The following is a 19,891-nucleotide window of genomic DNA, read 5'->3' as shown; positions in this document are numbered from 1 at the left end:
GCGCGCCGCGCGCCGCGCGTGCTGCTCCCAGGCGTCGATCTGATCCGAGCCTTGGCCGTCGTTGCCGTTCTCTATTCGCACATCTCGTACTACCTGATCGACGATGCCCATTCGGACTGGTGGCTCGTTACCAGAGCCAACTTCCTCCTGGTCGATGTTGCGCGGCTCAACCAACACCTGGCGTTTCTCGGCGTCGCAGCGTTCATGGTGGTGACAGGTCTCCTCATCACGCGATCGGCGATCAGAGACGCGCCTGGCCGCTTCCTGGTCAACCGCATCGGGCGGCTGTTGCCGTCGTTGTGGCTGGCGGTATTGCTGGCGATCGTGCTCGTCCGCCTCGGCATCAACACGATGTTCAGCGGTCAGGACGGGATCTCCAACGGTGAGGCTCTGCTGAGCTTCGTTCTCGGCGGCTTTTTCGCCAAACCCGAGGTCGCGGTGTTGCAGGTGACCTGGACGCTCGTAGTCCAGGTCATGTTTTATCTGTTCTGCGTTGCCGTGCGCCCGGTGCTGCGGTCGGTGCCGATTGCGGTACCGATCATCGGTGCCATCGTGTGCGAGGCGATGCTGATCTACAACTTGACCGTCCCTGCCGTGGCAACCGTGCCGATGCTGTCGAAGGTCGCCGCGACGATGCCCGCGATCTTCATCGGTCAGGTGATGTATCTCCAATGGGCGAAACTCACCACCTGGCCGTGGACTGTCGTTGCGATCGTGGCGCAGGCCGAGGTGCTCGAGTTGGCGACCGAATCGCACGCCTACGGTCTCGACGACCACTACGTACGGACGATGGTCGTCGTGGCCCTAGCGGTCCTGCTCCTCGCCAAGAACAACAGCGCAATCGCGCGCTCGGCGATCGTGCGCTGGCTCGGAACGCGCAGCTACGCGATCTACCTCCTGCACACGCTGATCCTCTATCGCACCTACGAGTGGACCGTGGACTTCATCGGTCAGAATGCCGCAATCGTGACGTTCCTCGTCGTCACAGGCCTTGCCGCCGAGGCCTTGTACCGATGGGTCGAATTACCCGGGAGCCGTTGGATTTCTGTAAGATTTGGCGCCAAATCACCGGCTGTCAGCCGCGTATCGTCGAATCATGTCTTGGTTCCAGGAGCTACTCGGCAAGGTCGGCGCGAAGTCGTCGATGGTGGCAGCTGACGAAGCCCTTCCCGGGCGCGCGCAGGCGATGAAAGTGCCCGACGCGCATTTCGTGAACGGTCACCCGCTGCGACCGCCCTTCCCTGACGGTCTGGAGATGGCCGTCGTGGCAATGGGTTGCTTCTGGGGCGCCGAGAAGGAGTTCTGGCAGCTGGACGGCGTGTACACGACCGCAGTCGGCTACACTGGCGGCTTCACGCCCAACCCGACCTACGAAGAAACCTGTTCGGGGCGCACCGGCCACAGCGAAGCTGTGCTTGTCGTATTCGATCCGGAAGTGATCGGTTACGCGGGCATCCTGGCCCATTTCTGGGAGAACCACGACCCGACGCAGGGCATGCGGCAGGGCAACGATGTCGGCACGCAGTATCGCTCCGGGATTTACACAGCCAACGATTCACAGGCCGAGGTCGCGCGGTCCACCGCGGCCGCCTACGGCGAGCGACTCGCAGCAGCGGGCTATGGCGCAGTGACGACCGAGATCGCGCCGCTCGGCGAGTTCTACTACGCCGAGGGCTATCACCAGCAGTATCTCGCGAAGAATCCGGGCGGCTACTGTCCTGTGCACGCGACGGGCGTCAGCTGCCCTGTCGGGTTGGGCGCCTAGGAGCAGCTACAGCGGCGGTGCGATGTCAGCGTTCCGCGTCCGCGGGTCGCCGGAATCGTGTGCAGCCCACCACTTCACACCGCACTCGATGAAATCTTCCAGCTTGATCGGCTGGCCGTCGGCATCGGCGATGTCGAGGTCGTTGAACCACACCCGCAGGTCGAGCTCGCGCGGATCGACTCCCTCTTCCTGCGACAGCTCGAGGACGTGGGATGCGGGTTCGTCCGACAACGTCGTATCGAGACTCAGCAGGTGGAACCACTGCTTCCAGCTGCTGTCCGGCAGGTCGATGAACTCCCAGCCGTGCAAGTGGGTGCCGCCGAAACTCTCGATGGCGTCGTGCAGGTCGCCGAGCGCCAGCGGATAGACGGTGGGCTTGGCTTCGTCCCATTCCTGGCTGCGCAGCGAAGCCGCGATCCGTCCGACACCGGATAGGTGCAGAACGACGGTTCGGCCGGCTGCAGTTGCCCCGTCTACTGGTAGGGCCAGCACCTCCAAGGTCACCGCAGCGGTCGCGCCGGCCTCGTCGATATCGAGGCCGAGGCACGTGGCCTCGGAGAGTGCTGTGTTCAGTCCGCGGCGTTGGGCTTCGGTCAGATCCACGTCGTCAGGCTATCCGATCGGTACCGGCTCGGATGGTCGAGCGGGCTGGACCCGAAATCTTTGGTCGATTGGATGGAACCGATCGGGGCGAAGCGCCGTCTGAGTAGATGTAGGGAAGTCGACTACTTGCGTACAGACCGACAGCCGGTTCGGGTCCTTGGAGGGGAGGGACCCGGACCGGCTGCCGCGTCTGTGAGCTGCGGCTTGAAGGTTGCTCCGATAGTGGAAGCCTGTGGAAAAAGGTTCCGTTGATAGGTCCGTTCTGTGGACGAGGCTGTGGATACTGTGGATAACACACCAACAAGTGGTGATGCGCATCACAGATTGGTGTCGAATGTGGTGGATAACTCGAGAATCCGACCGCACGCTCGTGTTCGCTGGAAATTATCCAACTGCCGGATTAGGGGCGGTTTGCGCCACTGCGGGGCCGTGACACTATCGATGATGTGACGAAAGAAGGCGCCGTCTCGGTAGCAGCGATCGAAGTCCCCCTCGACAGGACCGACACCGAGGTTCTTCTCGACGTTCGCGAGGACGACGAATGGGAACTCGGCCACGCCCCCGGGGCCGTGCACATCCCGATGGAAGACGTTCCGGCTCGCCTGGACGAAATCGATATCGACGCCGATATCTATGTGGTGTGCCGACAGGGTGGCCGTTCGGCGGTCGTGGTCGAATATCTGCAGAGCATCGGGTATGAGGCCGTCAATGTCCGCGACGGAATGGTGGCTTGGCAGAAGGCGGGCCGGCCGTTGACGCGCGACGGTGAAGGTGAGGCGAAGATCTACTGATGAACGCCCCTAGGCAGCGAGCCAGCGTGGTGCAGGTCTGTTCGCGGTGCGGCGCGAAATGGCGAGTGCCCGGCGGGCCGGCCCAGTGGTGCCCGCGATGCAACGGCGCGCTGCTCGCACCAGGTGCGGAAGGTCCGCGACGGACCGTTCGGTGGGTCGCGCGACGGCCCGATGCCAACGTGGTCAAACCAGCACCTGCTGTCGCACGACCTGCCGCGACGCCGCGCTATTCGTACATCCCCCGCTGGGGATTTGTCGACCTGCCTGCCGATTCGGAGCCCGAACCGCAATCGCGTCTGGCCGTACTCGGTGCCAAAGCTGTCCCGCTTCTCGCCGCGACGGCCGTCATGTTCATCCTCGCGGCACTCGCCGAGGCGGGTCGCTACGGCATCCTCCTGCGGAACCGGACGAGATTGATCGATCCGACGCTATTGGCAGTTTCCGACGCCACTGTGTGGGCGACCGGAATTCTTGCGCCCGTGCTGGCCGTCGCCGCCGCCGTCGCATGTGTGGGGTGGCTCAGGGCCGCGCGGCAGCGGGAATTCGCGCGGGTGGATCGAACCGACACTCGCAGCACGAGGATCCTGGCGCTGGGCTGCCTCGTTCCGGTGGTCAACTTGGTGTTCCCAGGGGTCTTTCTCGAGGAGTTCACCCGTACGGCACTACCGCGCACCCGCAAGCTCATCCGAGTTTGGTGGTGTGCATGGGTGTTCGGCGCAGCGGTTTCAGTCGCTTCTGTCCTGTGGCATTTCAACGGTTCGTATCAAGGCGAGGCCGATAGCGTCTCGTTCAACGCTTTTGCCGATATCGTCGCAGCGTGTGTCGCCCTTTTGACGATCCTGGTGATCCGCACGATCGACGGTCATGATGTGCTTGGACGGCGCCGCGCGCCGAAGCGTTGGACAGTGGCGACCGGCCCGGCACGGCCGGTGATCGAGCCGGTGCGCAGTGCAGCCGAGCGTGAAGACGAGCGTGAAGACGAGCGTAAAGACGAGACAGCCCAGCAGGAGGTCATGGCGAAGTGAGCCCGGACAGTCGGGCACCCTTTGTGGTCGCGCACCGGGGAGCCTCTGCAGCCCGCCAAGAACACACGTTGGCGGCTTACGAACTTGCGCTGCGCGAAGGCGCGGACGGGCTCGAGTGCGATGTCAGGTTGACCCGCGACGGCTATCTCGTCTGCGTGCACGATCGGACCGTCGACCGCACCTCCTCCGGCACCGGCCTGGTCAGCGAGTTGACCCTCGAACAGATGCAGGAACTCGATTTCGGCGGTGATGGCGAGCCTGCCCAAGTGCTGACCTTGGCCGAGCTCATCACGCTGGTTCTGGATTGGAAAAGTCGGCCGACCAAGCTCTTCGTCGAAACGAAGCATCCGGTCCGCTACGGCGGGCTCGTGGAGAACAAGGTGCTCGCGGAGTTGCAGCGGTTCGGTATCGCGTCACCGCCGTCCGCGGCGCACTCTCGCGCGGTCGTGATGTCGTTTTCGGCAACGGCGGTGTGGCGGATCCGGCGATCCGCACCGCTGCTACCGACCGTGCTGCTGGGCGACTCGTCACGGTATCTAGGCGGCGGAGCTGCGACGACCGTCGGCGCGACAGCGGTCGGTCCGTCGATCAAGACGCTGCGCGACCATCCTGAACTCGTGGACCGAGCAGCCGCAGCAGGCCGCGCGACCTATTGCTGGACCGTCGACAACGCCGACGACATCACCTACTGCCGCGAGCTCGGTGTCAGCTGGATCGCCACCAACCACCCTGGGCGGACGAAGTCGCTGCTGACGGAGTCCTCGGCCTAGCCGATTCGGCTAGGTGCAATCACAGCAGTCGCAGCAATCTGTGCAGTCGCTGTCGCGTCGTCTGTTGGGATCATTGCGGCACCAGCCGAGCTTGCGCCGCCGATCCCACGCGTCCTCGTACGGATTCCTGCAGCACAACTGACCGGTGCAGCATTGTCCGGTCCAGACCGCGCAGCCGGCGAACAGTCCGCGCCGCGGCGGACCAGGCGGCTGCGCGCCGTACTGCGGCGGCGGCGCACCCCAACCCGCCTGTCCGTAGGGCTGTTGCTGTCCGTACGGCTGCTGCTGCCCGCCATACGGCGGCTGACCCCACGGCGCTGGTTCGACGCGACGATTTGGTGCCCGGCGGTCCCGAAGACTCGGTCGACGGAGTGTTCGAGTTCGTGGGCGAGCAGGATATGGGCGAGTTTCTGGTCGACGAAGTCCACGTCCTGCAAGGCCAATCGCACTCCGGTGACCGCGTCGTCGCACCACCGGCGGACCGTGACCAGGTCGGTGTCGGTCGCAGTGATCGGATTCCATGCACCGGCGATCAGATCGGCGGTCTGGTCTTCGACCGCGTCCAACAAGTGCGCGAGCCGACCGAACAACCGGCCCGCTTCGGCCAGTGCAGCCTGGTTCTGCGGTCGCCCCGCCAACACCGCGGTGTGGGCGAAGGCTGCCGCGGTCGCGGTTTCGGTCGGTTCGGTCACCGTCAAGACGTTGTGCACACCTGAGGTTTCGAGCGCGGTCTGGCGGGTGACGGCGTCGACCAATACTGCGGTGTCGAATCCGAGGTCGAGCCCGGCGAGTGCGCCTTTGCGGTCCCAGCCTGCGGCGACTTTGCGTGCTGCGACGGCGACCGGTCTGCGGGCGAGGATCCCGTCGCGGTCGGCGATGTGGTCGGACACCTTGGCCGAGGCCAGCACCAACGACACCGCTGCCGCGAGTCGGGCGCCTTCGCCTTGGGCGACCGAGGCGGTCCGCATGCCACGTAAGGGGCACGGGCCTGCGGTGCGTCGCCACTGGCCGGACTGGTCGGATTGGGCTTCGGTCAGCACCGACACGATCAACCCGTCGTAATTGGTTGCGACCCGGGCTAGTTGGCCGTGGTCGTCGCGTAATGCCAGACACAGCCCGCACAGATGGGCCATCCACTGGGTTCGCATTCCTTCCGACAGCCGGTGCTGACACGGCCGAACAATCCCGAACATGCGAGCAGAATATTCGTCAGAAGCTCTAAGTGTGCACTGATTGTTGTTAAGTTTTATCGAGCAATCGATGCTGGAGGGGTGCAATGGAGGCATTGACGATCGAACTGTCCGATGTCGTTCGGGAGTATCGCGTCGGTGGGCAGCGGGTCCGGGCGCTGGACGGCGTGAATCTGCACATCGACGGTGGGAACTTCGTGTCGGTCGTCGGACCGTCCGGCGCGGGCAAGAGCACCTTCCTGCATCTGCTCGGCGCGCTCGATTCGCCTGACTCGGGATCGATCAAGTTCGGCGGTCGCGAGATCGCGAATCTCGGCGACGACGAGCAGTCCGAGTTCCGTCGGCACAAGGTCGGCTTCATCTTCCAGTTCTTCAACCTGCTGCCCACGATGTCGGCCTGGGAGAACGTGGCGGTGCCCAAGCTGGTCGACGGTCAGCCGCTGAAGAAGGCCAAGCCCGACGCGTTGCGGTTGCTCGGTCTCGTCGGCCTCGCCGATCGTGCGGAGCATCGGCCATCCGAACTGTCCGGAGGCCAGATGCAACGCGTCGCCGTCGCGCGGGCGTTGATGATGGACCCGCCGCTGATTCTCGCCGACGAGCCGACCGGCAACCTCGATTCCAAGACAGGCACGGCCATCATGGAATTGCTCGCCGACGTCGCGCACGAGCGCGGCACCAGCCGTGCGGTCGTCATGGTGACCCACAACCTCGAAGCCGCAGCGGCGACCGACCGCGTGATCACATTGCAGGACGGCAAGATCGAGTCGGACGAATACTCGTCCGCCCGATCGTGAAGGCTGCGCTCGACCGCCTGCGCCTGTTCAACTTTCGTGAGTTCACCGCACATTGGGGTCGGTCGGTCGCCTCGGTCGTCGTTGTCGCGGTCTCGTCGGCGCTGCTCGTGGCGGTGTTCGGCATCTCGGGTTCCATTACCGGCTCGGTGAACCAACTGGCGAGCAGCATTGCAGGCAACTCAGACCTCGAGGTCGCGGGCGTGACGGCTGGTGGCTTCGACCAATCGCTGTTGCCGGCGGTCAAAGCTGTTCCCGATATTGCGGCAGCCGTCCCGATGCTGCGTACTCAGCTGCGGACCGCCGACGATCGCATTTTGCTGATCGGCGTCGATGCCAGCATCACCGCGTTGGACAGCGACCTGCGTGACGCCGTGAGCGGGAAGCTGACACCGGACCTGCTCGCAGTGCACAACGGCGTGGTCGTCGGGTCCGGGCTCGGCCTTGCGAAAGGCGACACGCTCACGCTCGGTTCGGAAACGGTCACCGTCGCGGCAGTGATCGACGGCGAGGTGGTGTCTCGGATCAACGGTGGCCATTTCGTGGTCGCGATCCTGCCGCTGGCACAGCGGATCGCCGACCGGCAGAATCAGCTCGATTCGATTCTCGTCGTCGCGCGGTCTGGAGCCGACGTCGCGGCGGTCCGTGAGGGAGTCACCGACGCAGTCGACGGACGTGCCCTCGTCGCCAGCACGGACTTTCGCGCGAAGCAAGCAGCAGACGGCGTCGCGGTGCTCAGCGCATCGACGTTCTTGAGCGCATCGATGGCGTTGATCGTGTCGTGTTTCCTTGTCTACAACGCCATGAATATGGCGGTGGTACAACGACGTCCGAACCTGTCGACCCAGCGGGCGATCGGTGGCCGACGTTCGGTGATAGTCCGTGACCTGCTCGCCGAAGCGGCGCTCCTCGGGCTGCTGGGTGCCGTGTTCGGTGTGCCCCTCGGTGTGTTGATGGGACGGGCGGCGATCGGGGTGCTGCCGCCGTTGTTGATCCAGTCGTTCGACGCGCGGCTCGACTACTTCCTGCCCAGCTATGCGATTCCTGTCGCCGTGATTGCCTGCGTCGTGGCGTGCGTTGGGGCGTCTGCGGCTGCTGCTCGGCAGGTGTATCGCGTAGCGCCGATAGAGGCCTTGCAGCCAGTAGGTGCGTCCACCGCGGACAAGACCAACCGCTGGTTGGCGGCGGTTGCAGGCGGGGGCGGATTGGCGCTGTGCGCGGTCGCGATGTGGGTTGCGTTGTCCGTGGACGACAACGTCGCGCTTCTGGCGCCGGCCTTGATCTTCGCGGGTGCGCTCGGGGTGTGCTTTGCGCTCACTCAGCCGATTGTTGCCCTGACCTCGGCGGTCGCCCGTCGGTTCGGTGCCGCAGGGGCGCTGGGTGCCACCAATATCGAACGCGCGCCACGCCGGGTGTGGGCAACCGTGGTGACGGCGTTGACGGTGGTCGCCGCGACTGTCGGATTGACCGGGGCCAACGAGAACCTGCTCGATTCGGCGACGGAATGGTTCATGCCGGTCACCGGCGCCGATCTGTGGGTAGCGACCAACCCGCCCAGCGAACTCCCGATCGGTCCCGCGCTACCCGCCGGGTTGGAATCGACGATTACCGCTGTGCCTGGCGTCGCGTCCGTCGTCCCGTTCCGCGCAGCATTTGCGGCGTTGGGTGACAGGAGGGTCTTCGTGCAAGGCGCGTCGCCGGGTAGCCATGGCTTGGTCTTCAGTGCCGCAAGCCCCGACGCGCAGGAGCGGCTACTCCGCGGCGAAGGTGTCCTACTGTCACGCGATGTCGCCCGGACGTTGAACAAGCACGAAGGCGACGTCCTGGATCTGCCGACGGCGCACGGCATCAAGCAAGTCCGAATTCTCGAAGTCGTCGAGTATCTTTCGCTGCTGAACGGCGCGTTGGGCCTGCGCCTCGACCAACTCCGCGAGTGGTTCGACTTGCCAGGCGCGGACAACCTGGAAGTGCAGGTTGCACCGGGCTTCGAACGTTCGCAGGTCGAAAACGCCATCCTGGCCGTCTCTCCGGAAGCGGTAGAGGTCTACACCGGCCAGGAGTTTCTCGAAGGCGGCACCGGTTCGATCCGCCAAGCTTCGGTTCTCAACAACGCGATGCTCCTGATCGTTGCGCTCGTCGGCGCGATCGCGCTGCTGAACACGCTGATGCTGTCGGTCATCGAGCGCCGTCGCGAATTCGGTGTGCTGCGTGCGCTGGGTTCGAGCCGAAGATTCACATCCAAGATGGTCCTCGCCGAGGCGAGCGCGATAGGGATCGTCGGCGGTCTACTCGGGATCGCGGTTGGACTCGTCGTCCACTACGCGGCTGCTGCCTCCCTCGTTGCCGTGGCAACGATCGACGTCGAGTACCGAATCGGTCCGCGGATCTTCGTGTTCGCTGGCGCGGCCGTCGTATTGAGCATGCTCGGCTCGATTCCGCCGTCGGTCCGTGCGGCGCGACTCAACATCATCGAGGCCGTTGCCGCCGAGTGACGTTCAGCAGTTGCAATCGCAGCAGCCGCCATCGCAGCAGTCGCAGCCATCGCAACAATCGCCGTCACAACAGCAATCACAGTCGCAGTCGCGGCACCAACCCTGCTTCGGTTGGCCGCTCCACGGGTCGTGATACGGGTCCGCGCAACAGATCTGACATGTGCAGCACAGTCCGAGCCAGACCGCGCAGCCTTCGACCAGTCCGCGCCGCGGCCGCTGGTCGGGTGGCTTGATCCACGGCTGGTTCGACACATGTGCACCGTGGTTGTGGGTGCCGAAGACTCGGTCGACGGAGTGTTCGAGTTCGTGGGCGAGCAGGATATGGGCGAGTTTCTTGTCGACGAAGTCCACGTCCTGCAAGGCCAGGCGCACTCCGGTGACCGCGTCGTCGCACCACCGGCGGACCGTGACCAGGTCGGTGTCGGTCGCGGTGATCGGATTCCATGCACCGGCGATCAGATCGGCGGTCTGGTCTTCGACCGCGTCCAACAGGTGCGCGAGCCGACCGAACAACCGGCCCGCTTCGGCCAGTGCGGCCTGGTTCTGCGGTCGCCCCGCCAACACCGCGGTGTGGGCGAAGGCTGCCGCGGTCGCGGTTTCGGTCGGTTCGGTCACCGTCAAGACGTTGTGCACACCTGAGGTTTCGAGCGCGGTCTGGCGGGTGACGGCGTCGACCAGCACTGCGGTGTCGAATCCGAGGTCGAGCCCGGCGAGTGCGCCTTTGCGGTCCCAGCCTGCGGCCACTTTGCGTGCTGCGACGGCGACCGGTCTGCGGGCGAGGATCCCGTCGCGGTCGGCGATGTGGTCGGACACCTTGGCCGAGGCCAGCACCAACGACACCGCTGCCGCGAGTCGGGCGCCTTCGCCTTGGGCGACCGAGGCGGTCCGCATGCCACGTAAGGGGCACGGGCCTGCGGTGCGTCGCCACTGGCCGGACTGGTCGGATTGGGCTTCGGTCAGCACCGACACGATCAACCCGTCGTAATTGGTTGCCACCCGGGCTAGTTGGCCGTGGTCGTCGCGTAATGCCAGACACAGCCCGCACAGATGGGCCATCCACTGGGTTCGCATTCCTTCCGACAGCCGGTGCTGACACGGCCGAACAATCCCGAACATTCGGCCCCCAGGTCGGTCGACGGCACAGTTCCGCGAATCGTAACCGAACACGGCGTGTAGGTTTTGGCGTCGTGGCAAAGAAGAGCAAACGCAATACACCGAAGCCGGGCAGTAACCGGGCCGACCGAATCGCCGAGCGCAGAGCGGCGTTGGCGCAGGCTGATTCCGCGCCGGCACGCCCGTTCGAAGGTTTGGCTGCCGAATGCGACCTCGTCGCATTGCGCGAGTTCGTCCCGTCCGCGACAGCGCCGCTACCGATCACCGGAGGCGGGAAGGTTGTGCTGGCCACGGTGCTTCCCGGCGCGGTCGCAGGGTTGGTTCGCGACGAGAACGGCTCGAATGCAGGCTACGTCGGTGTGCAGGTCCAGGCGCAGTCCACCGATCCCGCTGCTGACCTAGGTGTCGCCGTGCAATGGGCACTCGCAGCCGAGCCGGGTGAATCCCTGGCCGCTGCCAAAATCGAAGAAGGCAGTCCGCGCCTTGCAGACCTCATCGATGCCGACGCCGAACTCGAGATCACCGTCCACCAGGACTTCAACTGGTGGATCCCGGAAGGTGCCGACCCGGCGCCCGAGGTCCGGGCGACGGTCGAGCAGGCGAACGGCGCGATCATGCCGTCGGCACGCCTGGACGGTCTCGCCGCGGCGTGGTGGGTCGACGCGGGGGAGAAGGCGCACCTTCGCTGGGTGCGGCCGGAAGACGAAGATGCCCTGATGCTCGCGCTGGCCCGCTTGCACGCGGCAGGCAATCTGCACCTCGGTGAGGGCTCGCGCTTCGCCGGATCGTTCCGGACCCACGGCCTGCTCGTACCGGTGTTCGACTTGGATCCCGAGCGGCATCCGAACGAATGGATTCCTGCCACAAAGGAATTGGGTGAGCGCTTCGGTGATGTGCTCGCCATCGACGGACCGTTGACCGCCGACGAGCGCCGGGCCCGCGACGGTCTGCGCAGCCGACAGGTCACCCTCCGCTGACTACGCTCGTGAGTCTTTTTGGAGTCTATGGACTCCAAAAAGACTCACGAGTGGTGTGCATGACTAGATGCTGCCGCCTGCAACGGCCGGTGCGCCCGCGGTGTCGACGACCTTCGTCATTTCACGGGCAACGAACTCTTCGAGGTCGAACAGGTTCGACCCTGCGCGGTCGGCGATGGTGAGCAGCGTGTTCATGCTCGCGACTTCCTCGACCTGCTCCTTCAAGAACCACTGCATGAATTGCTCGCCCAGGTACTCGCCTTCTTCGCGTGCGGTGCTGGCGAGCTGAATGATCTGTTCGGTGACAGTCTTTTCCTGCGCGAGGGCAAGGGCGATCGGCTCGCGCGCATCGGCGAAAGAGGACTTCGCGGCATCGACGCCGGTCAGCTCGACACTGAGATCCCGGTCGAGAAAGTATTGAACGATCATCAGCGCGTGGTTGCGCTCTTCCACAGCCTGAGCGTAGAAGTGCTTCGCCAACTGCGGCAGGTCTGCGTTGTCAAACCAGACGGCCGTCGCGGTGTATTGGTGCGAGGCGTTGAACTCGTGGCGAATCTGGTCGTGTAGCAAAGCATGGAACTTGCTACGGCTGGATTCCGTCGGCGTGGTCATGCCACGAACATATCGTGGCTAAAAGCCCACGTCATCCAAGCTCAGGCTAACCACTGCGTCACACACCCGCAGGTTTAGGTGCACGAGAGCCGACCGCAGCGGCGCCGACGCGAAGTTGGCGGGCGACGAAATCTTCGACGTCGAACATGTTTCCGCCGGTGCGGTCGAGCACCGCGAGCAGTGTCCGCATATCCGCGATCTCTTGGACTTGGACCTCGAGAAACCAGCCGATGAATTGTTCGCCGAGGTAGTCGCCGGTGTCTCGCGCAGTTTGCGCGAGCGCTGTGATCAATCGGGTGACACGAAGTTCCTGTTCCAGCGCGAATTCGACCGCCTCGCGCGGACCAACGAAGGTCGGCTGCACCTCGTCGAGGCCACCGACCGTGACCGTCTGGTCTCGGTCGAGGAGATACTGCACCATCATCAGCGCGTGTGAGCGCTCTTCGGCGGCCTGCCCGTAGAACCGGCGTGCAAGGTTCGGCAAGTGATCGGAGTCGAAGTAGACGGCGATCGCGATGTACTGCTGCGACGCAGTGAACTCGTGCCGGATCTGTTCCCGCAACAGTTCGTGAAAGGCACTGGCACGGACTGGTTCCGGATTCGGCATGCGGCCCAGGCTACCCGGCGCTCCGGGCGCCGCGAGGTCAGTAGTAGTGGACCCGCGGCCCGACCCGGCGACCCGCTCGCCCGAGCAACGCAGCGGCGGCACCCGCAATCGCAAGGACGATTCCGAGGCCCCACAGAATCCCTGAGTGGAAGACCATTCCAGCCAGTAGCAAGATAATTCCGATGGCAATCATGTTTGCCGAAATACCCTGAAGAGGGACCGATCAAACGAGGTTTCAGCGCGCTGGTGTGAGCAGCGATCCGGGTATTTGTTGGTCTTTGGCGAGTGCATCGAAGAACTGAACCGCGCGGTCGTGGTCCCAGGGAAGTACGTTGCCGGAGTCGTAGGTGTCTTCAGCCGCGTCGACCGGAACAGTGGTCGTGATGACGTCGCCGCGCATGGCCCATCCGAGTGCCGCAAGTTGCCAGATGTGGTCGCCCTTGTCGACTTTCAGCGACTTGACCGTGCCCTTCGCGAACGGCCACAGCTTGAACGGATTCAGCAGGCTCGACGGGCTGGTCGCCTTGTCGATCAAGGCCGAGAGGAACTTTCGCTGGTTCTGGACGCGGTCGAGGTCGGCGTTGGCGGTCGCTCGCGTTCGGACGAAGCCCAACGCCGTTGCCCCGTTGAGCTTTTGGCAACCAGGTTGCAGATTGATGCCGGCCAGCGGGTCGTCGATCGGTGCGTCGATGCACACGTCGATGCCACCGATCGAATCGACCAACCCCGCGAAACCGTCGAAACCGATCTGCGCATAGTGGTCGAAGTGCAGGCCGGTCGCGTTTTCCAGCGTCTGGACCAGCAGTTGGGGACCACCGATCGCGAACGATGCGTTGACCTTGTCCTGTCCATTGCCCGGAATAGGCAGGAACGAATCGCGCGGGATGCTGACCATCGTGGTCCGCCCCGATTTCGGGATATGAACAACGATGATCGTGTCGGTCCGCTCCGGACCGGTGTCACCGCCGGTCGCCAACGCCTGCTCTTCTTCGGGCGTCAGCCCGGACCGGCTATCCGAGCCGACCAGCAGCCAGTTCGTTCCTGGTGTGTCGGCGACGCGCCCCGGGTAGTCGACAAGCGCGTCGATGCGCGTCAGCTGACCGTCGAGGTAGCGGCCGCCGAAGAACAATGCGATCGCCAAGATCAGTAAGAGAATGAAGGGCGTATAGATCAGCCTGCGCACCCAACGCCAGCCGCTTTTGCGTTTGCGGGGCTTGCGTGGCCGTGCGGGCGGCGGTGGCTCCGATCGGCGGCGGGGCGGCGCGGGCGGCGGTGGCGTGGAATACGCGGCGGGGCGCTCGGAGTACGGGCGCGGCTGCTGCGGTGGTGCGTATTGCGGGCGGTCGTAGGTCGGCTCGGGTCTGCGGGGAGCCACCGACGGCGGCGGGGGAGCCTGCGACCAGGCCTGTTGCGGTCCGCGGTCGCCAGGCGGGCGCCGCAAGAATTGGGTCTCCTCGGGTTCGACGGGCGGTTGCCCCGGCCGTCGCGGCGGCACGGGCCGCCGCGGTGGTTCGTTGGGGACGTCGCCGTTCACGAGTCGACTGTAGTCATGGCAACCAGTCGAGGTGGCCATGCAGGAGCGTGTATCCAAGAAACGCCACGATGTCTATGACCGCGTGGGCGATGAGCAACGGCCATAGTCGGTTGGTGCGCTGCCAGTATCGGCCGAACACCAAACCCATCACGACGTTGCCGAGCCCGCCGCCCAGACCTTGGTAGAGGTGGTAGCTGCCGCGCAGGACCGAGGACGCCCACAGCGACGCATTCTCGGACCAGCCGAGGCGGCGCAACCTGGTGATCAGATAGCCGACGACCAGAATCTCTTCCGCTGCCGCGTTGGCGATGGCGGCGATGATCAGCACGGGAACTCGCCACCAGTGTTCGCGCAGGCCGCTTGCCGCGACGGCAAGGTTCAGGCCGAGTGCATGCGCAATCAGGTACAGCGCCAATCCAGGTATTCCGATGAGCGCGGCGAGAGCCAGCCCGGGTAGGCCGTCCTCTCGCCGCTGCGGCCGCGCGAGGCCGACGAGCTTCGGCCCCACGCCGCTGCGCCACAGTAGGTACAGGCCGAGCGCGGCCCAGCCGCAAAGGCGCAAAACGCGCAACAGCTGGTAGAGCAGGTCGATCAGCGACTGCGTCGATGCCGAGGAGTTCAGCGCTACCGTTTGATCGGCAAGTCCGCCTGGCGCGAGCTGGGCTTCCAGCAGTGCGACCGCGGCGCTGAGGCCGCTGAGCCCGAAGGTGACGACGAGGACGACGACGATTTCGATGCGAATCCGCTTGCGAACGGCTTGATTCGGCTCGGGCGCGACGCGACGCGGTGGTGGACGCATCCAGTCGGTGATCGGCACACCGGCGATTGTCCCCGATAGTCGAGCTACCGGTTGCGTAGCCCGTTCAGGAAGGGGCAGCCGACGAGGATCCTGACCGCGCGGCTGAGAGCGGCGAAATCATCGACCGGCTCGCCGAAGGGAAGCCGCACATCGTGGTCGGCGTCGGGCGCTTCGACGCGAAGGGTGATGCCGTAGCGGTCGATCGCGAGCGGGCGAACACGTCCGTGCCGAAGGTTGGCGGGCAGCCGTCGAGCCAGCAGGTCGATGACCTCGGAGTGATCGTCGCAGAGATGGCGCAGCCACGCCGACTCGAACTCCCAAAAGGGATCCGGGGTCGCGAGGCGCAACTCGTCGACATCGACGGGCTCGGCGCCGGTGGCATCCGCTGCGACGGCCGACGCCAGGCGCAGGCGCAGCAGTGTCGTCCCGTGCCCGACATCGAGCAGCGATTCGTAGGCGGTCTCGCCTGCAACTTCGCTGGCCAGGGCACGCTGGGCGTTGGGCGCGACCGGATGAATCGTGCCGCGCAGCCACACCAGCGACCGGACCTGTTCGCGGAGCGGGAGAGGGGTGTAGTCGGTCAGTTCGAGGACGGCCGGAACCCCGTGGCCACCGCTGCTCCACGCCGTCGTGACTGCGTGTGAGCCGGAGCCGACGCCGATGACGACGTCGCCGCAGGTTCGGAGGTGATGCATCGTGGTCGGCACCGGATCGCTTGCGGGCAAGGCCAGAACTGCGTCGCGTGATCGTGCGCATGCGCTGCGAATACGTTCCGCGGTCGACGGTCCGGGTCGAGTCTTTGCCCGTGTCATGTGTTCCCCTCCACCTCCGTAAGTAAGGTAAACCTAAGCTAAGCTAAATCGGCGGGGAGCACAAGCGGCAACGCGTACGGCGACGTCACGGGGTCAGCTCTCTTCGGTTGCGTAACCTCGTAATCGTGCAGCGCATCGCCTACTTCGGACCATCAGGAACCTTTACCGAGATGGCGCTTGCCGACCTCGAAGCCCGTGGCTCATTCGGCGGACCTGTGGAACGGGTGTCAGCGCCGAGTCAACCGGCCGCGCTCGGCATGGTCCGGCAGGGTCTCGCCGACGGTGCTGTCGTGCCGATCGAAAGCTCGGTCGAGGGTTCCATCCCAGCCACCATGGACGCGCTGGCAGCAGGCGACCGGCTGCAGATCATGGCGGAAACCGAACTGGACGTGTCTTTCTCGATCCTGGCCAAGGAAAAGATCCCGTTCGACCAGGTCTCCTCGATCCGTGCCTACCCAGTCGCTGCGGCACAGGTCAGGATCTGGCTGGAAGACCACATGCCGACCGCGAACGTGCAGGTAGCGGCCTCGAATGCCGCGGCAGCCGAGGATGTGGTGAGCGGCCTCGCCGACGCAGCACTGTCGACTCCGTTGGCAGGCGAGCGGCTCGGGCTCGTGGCACTGGCAAGCGGCGTCGCCGATCACGCCGGCGCCCGGACCCGCTTCGTGTACGTCACCACGCCGGGTACCGCACCTGCTCGCACCGGGATGGATCGCACCTCGGTCGTCATCGAACTGCCCAACGCGCCGGGCACGCTGATGCGTGCGTTCGCCGAATTCGCCACCCGCGGAATCGACCTCACGCGAATCGAATCGCGACCCACTCGAACCACATTCGGCACCTACCGGTTCTTCATCGATTGCGTCGGCCACATCGACGACGCAGCGGTCGCCGAGGCACTCAAGGCCCTGCACCGGACCACGACGGTCCGCTACCTGGGTTCGTGGCCGTCGGTCGTTCCGAACGGAACTCCGCCGCCGTCCGACGCCGAAGCGTCGCAGTGGTTGGTCGAACTTCGAGCCGGACAGGCCGATCGATGAGCGGCCGACTCATCCTCGTTCGGCACGGCGAGACCGAAGGCAACGTCGCGAAACGTCTCGACACGAAGCTGCCAGGAGCACCGCTCACCGAAAAAGGGTCCAACCAGGCACGCGCGATCGGTCAGGTCCTGGCGGCCAACCCGCCCGCTGCGCTGGTGTCCTCGCAGGCCCTCCGCGCCCAGCAGACCGCGAGTTTCATCGAAGCGGCTACCGGTGTGTCCGTGCAGGTCATCGAAGGATTGCACGAAGTTCAAGCTGGCGACATCGAAGGCAAAGCCGACGAGCAGTCGCACGAAATCTTCAAAGCGGTATTTCATGCCTGGCATGGCGGCGAGTTGACGACGCGGGTTCCCGGTGGCGAGTCCGGCGAGGATGTACTGGCGCGTTATCTGCCCGTGGTCGCGGAACTACGCGAGAAGTATCTGGAGCAGGTGAGCGCCGGCGACGTGGTCGTGGTCAGCCATGGCGCAGCGGTCCGGTTGGTCGGGCGCCACCTCGCGAGTGTGCCGGGGCTGTTCGCTGCCAACAACCACCTCGACAACACCGAAACCGTCGAGCTCGAGATCGACGGCGATGGGTGGCGCTGCGTCCGGTGGGGACGATTCGAGCCGCCGTTTGCCGACGACGTCAGCCCCGTCCCCGACGACCCTATGGGTTGAGCCCGCTGAACTCCGCACGCATCGGTAGGTCGGCGATGAGCGTCTCGACGGCCTGGCGAATCCTGGGATTCGATCCCGAACTGAGCGACGACCACTTCGTTCCGTCCGACGATCGTGTCGCCGTCGCGACGAATCGACCGTTGCGTGTATCGAAAACGGCGAGATGTCCTTCGGCCTGTTCTCGCGTTCCTTCGCCATAAGCGATTCCGACGATCTCCGTGTGGCCGTAGCAATGCACCATCGCCGACGCGACAACGTTCGAATCGCGCGACGGCTGGGCGATCGATGCGAGCCTGCGACTGGTCGCGGCGGGATCGCGAGTGTCGTTGAACAACTCGCTCAACTCAGCGGTCGGAGCAGAGAAGCTTTCGAACCCGAGCGCCTCTGCGGGGCCGAGCGCCGCGAGAACGACACCAGCCAGGTCCGGACCAGCGTCGTCGATGACGTACGACTCCGGACCACGCAAGGCCAGGACGGTCGACTCGGCGCCCTTCGTAAGGCACAGACGCGAGATCGATTCGCCCGCGAAAAGGCGCAACGCGACCACCCAATGCGGGTGGCCCAGGATTGCGAGCCGGTCCGCGAGGTCGGGGTGGACTTCGCCATGTGCGATCAGCCCGCGCTCTTCGAGCGCGGATTCGGCGTGCGCAAATGCAGCGTCGCGCGCGGATTTGTTGTCGAAACGCGGGACCGCACTCAGCACCACCGGGAGCTCGTCGATCTGCAGCCGGTCGAGCAGCAGGTCCATTTCATCAAGGCTCAGCGTCACCCGTTGCAGCGTCGACGGCGCCCGCGTGGTGCCGAGATCGATCATCGCGTGCGGCCCGCGTCGGCGCCGATGACCGATGGCGTGACGGTCCGTCCGTCGGCGAAGTGCTCGAAGTTCTTCAAGTAGTCCGGCGTTTCGTGGTTCTCTTCGTCGCTCTCGGCTCCGCCCGCGCGGTGACCCACCATGGGGCCTGCACCGGCAGCGCGGGTGGCCGCGGACGAATCGAGCGGACCGAGCGTCGACTGCGCAACTGCAGCCGAGTTGCTGGCGACGGGCGCGCCGCCCACCGGCGCCGGACTGTTGCGCCAGCCTTCGGGCAGCGAGATATTGGCAGGACGTGCAATGTTGGCCGACGATACCGAGCGAACGGCGGACGAACTCGACGCGTCACGGAAGCCGGTGGCAGGAAGTGCACTCAGTGGAGCCGTGGCGAGCGGGGCGGCCGAATGGCTCGTCGCCGCGTGGACCGCGGCGGTTCCGACGTTGGACGCGACCGACGCGACACTCGACGCCGCCGAGCTCGCAACCTGACCGGCCTGCAGCGCGGCGTTCTGGACGCCGGGGTTCTGCACGAACGATGCGGCCGCTGCTGCCGCAGCTTGGACCGGATTCATGAACGTCGACTTGCCCTGGGCACCCGTTTGGTCGGTTTCGGACGTTCCGCCACCCACACCGTTCGCGATCGGAGGCGGAGGGACGAACTCGGTCGGAGTCACGACGACAGTCGTCGTCGCGGCTTCGTAAGCCTCCATCACGAGAGCGGCGCGGATGTCCATCGCGCGGTCGGCTGCCTCGGCCGCTTCGGCGGTGCCGTTCAGCACACCTCCCGTGGAGTACGCCGCGACTTTGGCAGTCTGTACGGCGACGATCTCGGGAAGGCTCGGCATCACGGCCCGCGCCGTGGTAGCAGCAATCGAATTTGCGCCAGTCTTCGCCGACAATGCTGCGGCAGCCGCTGTCGCTTGATCGGCCCAGATCTTGAATCCGGCGAGGCGTGCCTTGGCGCCGACCGACGTGACGCCCTGCCAGCCAACGGCGAGTTCGGCGAGAACGCGCGTGACGGTGAACGACGCATCGGCGTACGCCGCCGACATGGCCGCCCACGCTGGTGTTGCAGTGCTCAGTGGTACCGGACCGGCGCCTGCCCACAGTGTCGTCGAATTGACGGTCGCTGTGCGTGGCAGCCAGAAGACTCCCGTGATTCCCAACATGATCGAAATCCCCCGTCAGATCGGTGTTGCCGCGAGGCTGGCCGCGTGCGCGAGGTCTTCTGCGACGTAGGCCGCAACTTGGCTGCGAATGGTATTTGCGGCGAGCTGTAACTCGGCAATGCTCTGTGCAGCGGCAGTATCGTGCGTCGACGCTGCGCGATTGAAGTACGAGGCCGCCATGATGGAGACCTCTTCGCTGCCTGCGGGTGCAACGTGGGTCATGGGTGCGTTGAGCGCGACGGCAGCCTGCAGTCGCGCAGCAAGTGCGTCGAGTTCCGCGGCGGCCGCCAACATGATTTCGGGTACGACGACTATTTCGCCCATAGCGTCA

The 19,891-nt window shown here is 65.2% G+C and carries 22 protein-coding genes; 10 read left to right on the top strand and 12 right to left on the bottom strand.

Annotated elements, in window-relative coordinates; genetic code table 11:
- The first annotated feature begins 18 nt into the window (after window positions 1-18).
- Both FGL95_RS09300 and msrA read left to right on the top strand, forming a co-directional pair.
- Window positions 19-1,158: an acyltransferase family protein gene (locus FGL95_RS09300; RefSeq protein ID WP_169586992.1), complete on the top strand. Its 1,140-nt coding sequence runs from the start codon at window positions 19-21 to the stop codon at window positions 1,156-1,158.
- Complete coding sequence (gene msrA, locus FGL95_RS09295) at window positions 1,097-1,765, top strand: peptide-methionine (S)-S-oxide reductase MsrA (RefSeq protein ID WP_169585970.1); 669 nt, start codon at window positions 1,097-1,099, stop codon at window positions 1,763-1,765. The genes FGL95_RS09300 and msrA overlap by 62 nt, the downstream gene beginning before the upstream one ends.
- A gap of 6 nt (window positions 1,766-1,771) precedes the next feature.
- On the opposite strand, the gene FGL95_RS09290 is transcribed toward msrA, so the two are convergent.
- Window positions 1,772-2,368, bottom strand: a complete 597-nt coding sequence (locus tag FGL95_RS09290) for a hypothetical protein (protein ID WP_169585969.1) — start codon at window positions 2,366-2,368, stop codon at window positions 1,772-1,774.
- A gap of 479 nt (window positions 2,369-2,847) precedes the next feature.
- Between FGL95_RS09290 and FGL95_RS09285 the strand changes: the two genes are divergently transcribed.
- The 3 genes from FGL95_RS09285 to FGL95_RS09275 are packed head-to-tail and all read left to right on the top strand — an operon-like array spanning window position 2,848 to window position 4,954.
- Window positions 2,848-3,159 carry a rhodanese-like domain-containing protein gene (locus tag FGL95_RS09285; protein WP_338079829.1) on the top strand — a complete coding sequence of 104 codons (312 nt, stop codon included), beginning with the start codon at window positions 2,848-2,850 and terminating at the stop codon, window positions 3,157-3,159.
- Complete coding sequence (locus FGL95_RS09280; protein WP_169585968.1) at window positions 3,159-4,184, top strand: DUF4328 domain-containing protein; 1,026 nt, start codon at window positions 3,159-3,161, stop codon at window positions 4,182-4,184. Before FGL95_RS09285 ends, FGL95_RS09280 begins: the two co-directional genes overlap by 1 nt.
- The gene (locus FGL95_RS09275) at window positions 4,181-4,954 is read left to right on the top strand and encodes a glycerophosphodiester phosphodiesterase family protein (RefSeq protein WP_169585967.1); all 774 of its coding nucleotides are present in this window, start codon (window positions 4,181-4,183) and stop codon (window positions 4,952-4,954) included. Before FGL95_RS09280 ends, FGL95_RS09275 begins: the two co-directional genes overlap by 4 nt.
- On the opposite strand, the gene FGL95_RS09270 is transcribed toward FGL95_RS09275, so the two are convergent.
- The gene (locus tag FGL95_RS09270; RefSeq protein ID WP_240962904.1) at window positions 4,951-6,147 is read right to left on the bottom strand and encodes a DUF5685 family protein; all 1,197 of its coding nucleotides are present in this window, start codon (window positions 6,145-6,147) and stop codon (window positions 4,951-4,953) included. The genes FGL95_RS09275 and FGL95_RS09270 overlap by 4 nt on opposite strands.
- Before the next feature lie 92 nt (window positions 6,148-6,239).
- Between FGL95_RS09270 and FGL95_RS09265 the strand changes: the two genes are divergently transcribed.
- Together FGL95_RS09265 and FGL95_RS09260 are read left to right on the top strand one after the other, a co-directional pair.
- Complete coding sequence (locus FGL95_RS09265; protein WP_169586985.1) at window positions 6,240-6,938, top strand: ABC transporter ATP-binding protein; 699 nt, start codon at window positions 6,240-6,242, stop codon at window positions 6,936-6,938.
- Window positions 6,935-9,427 carry an ABC transporter permease gene (locus tag FGL95_RS09260; RefSeq protein WP_338079792.1) on the top strand — a complete coding sequence of 831 codons (2,493 nt, stop codon included), beginning with the start codon at window positions 6,935-6,937 and terminating at the stop codon, window positions 9,425-9,427. The genes FGL95_RS09265 and FGL95_RS09260 overlap by 4 nt, the downstream gene beginning before the upstream one ends.
- Before the next feature lie 3 nt (window positions 9,428-9,430).
- Here the strand turns inward: FGL95_RS09260 and FGL95_RS09255 are convergent, their stop codons facing one another.
- Complete coding sequence (locus FGL95_RS09255; RefSeq protein ID WP_169585966.1) at window positions 9,431-10,543, bottom strand: DUF5685 family protein; 1,113 nt, start codon at window positions 10,541-10,543, stop codon at window positions 9,431-9,433.
- 71 nt (window positions 10,544-10,614) lie between these two features.
- On the opposite strand from FGL95_RS09255, the gene FGL95_RS09250 reads away from it, so the two are divergent.
- Window positions 10,615-11,517: a DUF5926 family protein gene (locus FGL95_RS09250; protein ID WP_169585965.1), complete on the top strand. Its 903-nt coding sequence runs from the start codon at window positions 10,615-10,617 to the stop codon at window positions 11,515-11,517.
- Between the two features lie 63 nt (window positions 11,518-11,580).
- Here the strand turns inward: FGL95_RS09250 and FGL95_RS09245 are convergent, their stop codons facing one another.
- Genes FGL95_RS09245 through FGL95_RS09220 form a run of 6 tightly spaced genes read right to left on the bottom strand, consistent with a single transcriptional unit; the run spans window position 11,581 to window position 15,881 of the window.
- A complete protein-coding gene (locus FGL95_RS09245; RefSeq protein WP_169585964.1) occupies window positions 11,581-12,129 on the bottom strand; it encodes a ferritin in 549 nt (182 codons plus the stop codon).
- Window positions 12,130-12,187: 58 nt separating this feature from the next.
- Window positions 12,188-12,736, bottom strand: coding sequence for a ferritin (locus FGL95_RS09240; RefSeq protein WP_169585963.1), 549 nt, complete (start codon window positions 12,734-12,736; stop codon window positions 12,188-12,190).
- 37 nt (window positions 12,737-12,773) lie between these two features.
- Window positions 12,774-12,929: a hypothetical protein gene (locus FGL95_RS09235; protein WP_169585962.1), complete on the bottom strand. Its 156-nt coding sequence runs from the start codon at window positions 12,927-12,929 to the stop codon at window positions 12,774-12,776.
- Window positions 12,930-12,971: 42 nt separating this feature from the next.
- A complete protein-coding gene (locus tag FGL95_RS09230; protein WP_338079791.1) occupies window positions 12,972-14,270 on the bottom strand; it encodes an LCP family protein in 1,299 nt (432 codons plus the stop codon).
- Between the two features lie 13 nt (window positions 14,271-14,283).
- On the bottom strand, window positions 14,284-15,069 hold the full coding sequence (locus tag FGL95_RS09225) for a CPBP family intramembrane glutamic endopeptidase (protein ID WP_169586983.1): 786 nt from the start codon (window positions 15,067-15,069) through the stop codon (window positions 14,284-14,286).
- 44 nt (window positions 15,070-15,113) lie between these two features.
- The gene (locus FGL95_RS09220) at window positions 15,114-15,881 is read right to left on the bottom strand and encodes a DUF2470 domain-containing protein (RefSeq protein WP_169585960.1); all 768 of its coding nucleotides are present in this window, start codon (window positions 15,879-15,881) and stop codon (window positions 15,114-15,116) included.
- 125 nt (window positions 15,882-16,006) lie between these two features.
- Here FGL95_RS09220 and pheA point away from each other — a divergent pair, with 125 nt between their 5' ends.
- Window positions 16,007-16,921: a prephenate dehydratase gene (gene pheA, locus FGL95_RS09215; protein WP_169585959.1), complete on the top strand. Its 915-nt coding sequence runs from the start codon at window positions 16,007-16,009 to the stop codon at window positions 16,919-16,921.
- Entirely contained in the window at window positions 16,918-17,580 is a 663-nt protein-coding gene (locus tag FGL95_RS09210) for a histidine phosphatase family protein (RefSeq protein WP_169585958.1), read from the top strand. The genes pheA and FGL95_RS09210 overlap by 4 nt, the downstream gene beginning before the upstream one ends.
- Here FGL95_RS09210 and FGL95_RS09205 read toward each other — a convergent pair.
- The 3 genes from FGL95_RS09205 to FGL95_RS09195 are packed head-to-tail and all read right to left on the bottom strand — an operon-like array spanning window position 17,570 to window position 19,884.
- The gene (locus FGL95_RS09205; RefSeq protein ID WP_169585957.1) at window positions 17,570-18,394 is read right to left on the bottom strand and encodes an ESX secretion-associated protein EspG; all 825 of its coding nucleotides are present in this window, start codon (window positions 18,392-18,394) and stop codon (window positions 17,570-17,572) included. The genes FGL95_RS09210 and FGL95_RS09205 overlap by 11 nt on opposite strands.
- Window positions 18,391-19,560: a PPE domain-containing protein gene (locus FGL95_RS09200; RefSeq protein WP_169585956.1), complete on the bottom strand. Its 1,170-nt coding sequence runs from the start codon at window positions 19,558-19,560 to the stop codon at window positions 18,391-18,393. Before FGL95_RS09200 ends, FGL95_RS09205 begins: the two co-directional genes overlap by 4 nt.
- 15 nt (window positions 19,561-19,575) lie before the next feature.
- Window positions 19,576-19,884, bottom strand: a complete 309-nt coding sequence (locus FGL95_RS09195) for a PE domain-containing protein (protein WP_169585955.1) — start codon at window positions 19,882-19,884, stop codon at window positions 19,576-19,578.
- Window positions 19,885-19,891: the final 7 nt, after the last annotated feature.

The organism is Antrihabitans stalactiti (assembly GCF_012932915.1).
GTDB lineage: Bacteria > Actinomycetota > Actinomycetes > Mycobacteriales > Mycobacteriaceae > Antrihabitans > Antrihabitans stalactiti.
The sequence above is the reverse complement of the archived record's forward strand: the minus strand, read 5'-3'. Positions and strand labels throughout refer to the sequence as shown.